This is a genomic window from Kitasatospora sp. NPDC059408 (assembly GCF_042751525.1).
GTDB lineage: Bacteria > Actinomycetota > Actinomycetes > Streptomycetales > Streptomycetaceae > Kitasatospora.
Genome location: NZ_JBHYWI010000174.1, coordinates 1 through 4,308 on the forward strand (window position 1 = coordinate 1; position 4,308 = coordinate 4,308).

General features: G+C 72.0%; 4 protein-coding genes, 1 rRNA gene and 1 pseudogene. 3 read left to right on the forward strand and 3 right to left on the reverse strand.

Annotated elements, in window-relative coordinates; translation table 11 throughout:
* Both ACFXDE_RS43675 and ACFXDE_RS43680 read right to left on the reverse strand, forming a co-directional pair.
* Positions 1–113: pseudogene (locus tag ACFXDE_RS43675) on the reverse strand (electron transfer flavoprotein subunit beta); the annotation flags it as partial.
* Positions 114–476: 363 nt separating this feature from the next.
* Positions 477–803 (reverse strand): thioredoxin family protein, encoded by a 327-nt coding sequence (locus ACFXDE_RS43680; protein WP_380499774.1) that lies wholly within the window; start codon positions 801–803, stop codon positions 477–479.
* 337 nt (positions 804–1,140) lie between these two features.
* On the opposite strand from ACFXDE_RS43680, the gene ACFXDE_RS43685 reads away from it, so the two are divergent.
* The 3 genes from ACFXDE_RS43685 (at position 1,141) to ACFXDE_RS43695 (ending at position 4,152) form a co-directional block, all read left to right on the forward strand.
* Positions 1,141–1,566 (forward strand): DUF4395 domain-containing protein, encoded by a 426-nt coding sequence (locus ACFXDE_RS43685; protein WP_380449059.1) that lies wholly within the window; start codon positions 1,141–1,143, stop codon positions 1,564–1,566.
* A 217-nt stretch (positions 1,567–1,783) separates the two neighbouring features.
* Positions 1,784–2,554, forward strand: coding sequence for a lysophospholipid acyltransferase family protein (locus ACFXDE_RS43690; RefSeq protein WP_380499775.1), 771 nt, complete (start codon positions 1,784–1,786; stop codon positions 2,552–2,554).
* 233 nt (positions 2,555–2,787) lie between these two features.
* On the forward strand, positions 2,788–4,152 hold the full coding sequence (locus ACFXDE_RS43695; RefSeq protein ID WP_380499776.1) for a TolB family protein: 1,365 nt from the start codon (positions 2,788–2,790) through the stop codon (positions 4,150–4,152).
* A 72-nt stretch (positions 4,153–4,224) separates the two neighbouring features.
* On the opposite strand, the gene rrf is transcribed toward ACFXDE_RS43695, so the two are convergent.
* Positions 4,225–4,308: ribosomal RNA gene (gene rrf, locus ACFXDE_RS43700) — 5S ribosomal RNA — on the reverse strand; the annotation flags it as partial.

The window sequence follows — 4,308 nt, forward strand, 5'->3', positions numbered from 1 at the left end:
TCCGACAGGAGGCCGTCCACGCCCTCCCGGTCGGTGGTGTGGTCGTCCGCGAAACGACGGTCACCCGTCGCGTCCGGCACGTGCTTCACACAGACAACGATCCTCAAGCTCACGGCCTGTCTCCTGTACTGGTCTCGTCCGGCGGCTGCGGCTGTGCAAGCCGGTGCGAACATGGTTCGCACCTGCTCCGGGCAGCGGATTTCCCGTGCCGGTCCGGAACTTCCTGGCAGCATACTCGCCGGTAGCCCAGTGGTCACTACTGGCCAGTAGCTTACGCCGGGAGGGCTGCACCACCGCCTGCGCCCATCCTGCCCCAGCCCGCCCCCGACACCACCCGACGGGGCGGCACATCCGCGGCGGGATTCCCGGCGCCGACGACGAACCGGCGACGGCGAACAGATAGCCGATGACAGATAACAGATAACAGATAACGAAATCTGTTATCTGTTATCTGTCATCTGTTCGCCGTCACGTGCTCAGACCGCCCACCCGAGCGCCGCGATCACGTCCGCCTTGCGCGGCATCCCGGCCGCCCGTCGCACGACGCGCCCACCGGCGTCCAGGACGAGCACGGTCGGCGTCCGCAGGATCTCCAGCCGGCGCACCAGCTCCAGCCGTTCCTCCGCGTCCACCTCGATGTGCGCGACGCCGTCGACCATGCCGGCCACCTCCGCGAGCACCCGCCGGGTCGCCCGGCAGGGCTGGCAGAACGCCGTCGAGAACTGGACGAGCGTTGCCCGCTCCCCCAGCGCCCCGCCCAGCTCCGCCTCCGACAGCCGGACCGTCCCGTTCTCGGTGGACACCTTCGACCTCCCGTCGCACCTTCACCAGCAGCAGCTCGCGCCCCACCGCCGCCACCGGCGACCCGGTGACGCACAGCCAAAGGACCCGCCCACCCCCAGTCTGCGGCAGTCTCATGCTCATCCCAAAAGCGGATTGTCATAGACAGGTCGCCCGCCGACGCTCGGCCCGCGTAGCATCGGCGAGTGGATTCCGACCGCCCTTCGCAGCCGCCGATACCGACCTCCCGCCGCCATGTCGCCCTGGGCCGGGCCACCGCCTCCCGCTGTCACCGTCGCTGACGCGCCGTCCGCACGCGCCCCCCCCGCCGCCGCCCGTCGCGACCCTCCCGGAGCCCCTGTGCAGATAGACCCCCGCGGCCCCCGCTTCTCCGCCGCGCTCAGCGCGATCGTCCTCGCCGCCGTGCTGATCACCGGCAGCGGCTCGCTCCTCGCCCTCCAGGCCGCCGTCTTCGCACTCCCCGCGTTCGGCGGCCTGCGTCTCTCCCCCTACGGCTGGCTCTACCGCACCTTCGTCCGCCCCCACCTGGCGCCGCCCACCGCGACCGAGGACGAGCGCCCGCCGCGCTTCGCCCAGGGCGTGGGCCTGGTCTTCGCCGCCGTCGGCAGCCTCGGCTTCCTCAGCGCCGTCCCCTGGCTCGGCCTGCTCACCACCGCGTTCGCCCTGGCCGCGACCTTCCTCAACGCCGCGTTCGGCTACTGCCTCGGCTGCGAGATGTACCTGCTGATCCGCCGTGCCCAGGGCCGCCCCGACGTCGTGGCCTGACCCGACCGGGAAAAGTTCCCACCTCGATTCATCACCGATATCACACGGCGAATATCCGCTTGACGGCACGCCTCAGGTGACAGCAGGCACTCGTTCGGGGGATCATCTCCGTGTATCACCCGTGACCGCCGCGGCGTGCCGTGCTCCGGTCGGCCCCCGCGCAACGGCGCGGGTCCCCGCCGTACCGGGCCCCGGCCCGTGGAAGTCAGGACTGACCGTGGCAGAGTTCGTCTACCCGCCGGTGATCGGCGCCGCACTCACCGCCTTCCGCGCGCTCGACGTGCGCATCAAGATCGTGGGTGCCGAGCACATCCCCGCCAAGGGCGGAGCCGTGCTGGTCAGCAACCACATCAGCTACCTCGACTTCCTCTTCGCCGGCCTCGGCGCCTACCGCGGCGGCAAGCGCAAGACCCGCTTCATGGCCAAGGACGACGTCTTCAAGCACGGCGTCTCCGGCCCGCTGATGCGCGGCATGAAGCACATCCCGGTCGACCGGACCGACGGCCAGCCCGCCTACGAGGCCGCGGTGCGCGCCCTCAAGGCCGGCGAGGTCGTCGGGGTGTTCCCCGAGGCGACCATCAGCCGCTCGTTCATGCTGAAGAAGTTCAAGACCGGCGCCGCCCGCATGGCCGCCGACTCCGGCACCCCGCTGCTGCCCGTCGTCCTGTGGGGCACCCAGCAGCTCTGGACCAAGGGCCGTCCGAAGACCCTGACCAAGCGGCACGTCCCCGTCACCATCATGATCGGCGAGCCGATCCACCTCACCGCCGGCGACAAGCCGGTCATGGTCACCCGGAGACTGCGCGCCGCGATGAGCGAGATGCTCGACCGCGCCCAGCGCGAGTACCCCGGCAAGCCCTCCGGCCCGGACGACACCTGGTGGCTGCCGGCCCAGCTGGGCGGCACCGCGCCCACCCTGGAGGTCGCCGAGGCCGAGGACGAGGCGGAGGCCCTCGCCAAGGCCGAGCGCCGCGCCGCCAAGGGCTGAGCCCGCCGACCGGTCCCCGGCCCTTCACCGCCCGGGTCCGTCGCTCCCCCTGTCTGCCGCCCCCACTCCGCCATTACTCCGTGTGGCCGAGCGAACGCGCTCCGACGCGTGTCGCCCGGCTGCCGACACCTCTCGTCTGACACAGTGACAGACCCGTTCGGGGGCCTTCGTCCTGAATCGGCGACGGAGCGAGAGTCGGAGCGGCCGCGAGGCCGGAGACGGAGATGACGCGGATGACCGGCACAGGGCAGTCAGCCACGACCAGGGCCCGCACCCGCGCAAGCGCCGGTGCGGGCCTTCTGCTGCTGGGCACCCTGCTCGCCGGCTGCGGAGCCGAGCCCGGCGAGATCCCGCTCTCCGAGATCCGGCCCGAGAGCCCCACCGCCACGCCCGAGCCGACGACCGCCTCCCCCACCCCCGGCGTCGTCGGCGCCGCGGCCGGTGCCACCGGCGCCGCCGCGGTGGCGGCACACAACGGCCTGATCGCCGGCCGGGCGTTCGTCGATCCCGGCCGCACCACCAGCGCCATCGTCACCGTCGGCCCCGACGGGAGCGGCGAACACCAGGTCACCCAGCCGCCCGCCCGCGCCCGCGACGACCGTCCCGACTGGTCCCCCGACGGCAGCACCATCACCTTCGACCGCACCGACCCTCAGACCGGCACCGCCCGACTCTGGACGGTCGCCGCGAGCGGCGACGGCGAGCGCCAGATCGGCCAGCTCTGCGAGAACGGCACCGCCGACTGCAGCAACGAGGACGAACGCGCCCCCGCCTACTCCCCCGACGGCACGCAGCTCGCGTTCAGCCGCTCCTGGGGCGCCGTCAACCCGGCCGGCAACAACACCACCCAGATCCAGTACTCCGACCTCTACCTGATGGCCCCGGACGGCACCAACGTCCAGCGCCTCACCTTCCTCACCAACGACAAGCCGTACTCCGGCGAGGTCGGGAACCCCAGCTGGTCCCCCGACGGCAAGCGCCTCGCCTTCGAGTACCGCACCGGCGCGAGCGGACAGCCCGCCAACTCCCGGGCCGTGTACGTCGTCAACACCGACGGGACGGGCCTGCGTCAGCTCACCCCCTGGGAGCTCCGCGCCGGCGACCGCGCGAGCTGGTCCCCGGACGGCAGCCAGATCCTCTTCACCACCTACCCGGCCGGCCCCGAGAACGCGCCCGGCGGCGGCATCTACACCGTCCACCCCGACGGGAGCGCCATCGCCGCCCTCACTCCCGCCCCTTCCGACGCCTACTACGGCGCCGCCTCCTACGCGCCCGACGGCCGGTCGATCGTCTTCGCCCAGGCCCCCGCAGGCGCGACCGCCGACCTCTACAGCATGCAGCCGGACGGTACCGGGGTCGCCCGGCTCACCAACAGCGCCGGTCAATGGCTCAGCCGGCCGAAGTGGGGCACGGCCGCGCCGTCCGCGCCCGCGGCGCCCACCCAGGCCCCGGCCCAGGCACAGGCGCCGGCCCAAGCTCAGGCCCCGGCTCAGGCACCAACCCAGGCGCCGGCACAAGCCCAACCGTCGGCGAACGCCCAGGTGAACCCGCAGGCCCCGGACGGCCAGGACGGCCAGGACAGCGAGGACGACAACTGAGCCTCTCCGGAAAATCACCGGAAACGCAAAAAGACCCACTCCCGATCGGGAGTGGGTCTTTTTGGAATGATTGTTCGGCGGCGTCCTACTCTCCCACAGGGTCCCCCCTGCAGTACCATCGGCGCTGTGAGGCTTAGCTTCCGGGTTCGGAATGTA

Bases quoted from the DNA above. Each gene is read 5' to 3' on its own strand.
- ACFXDE_RS43695 (WP_380499776.1), top strand. From the start codon at position 2,788: ATGACCGGCACAGGGCAGTCAGCCACGACCAGGGCCCGCACCCGCGCA.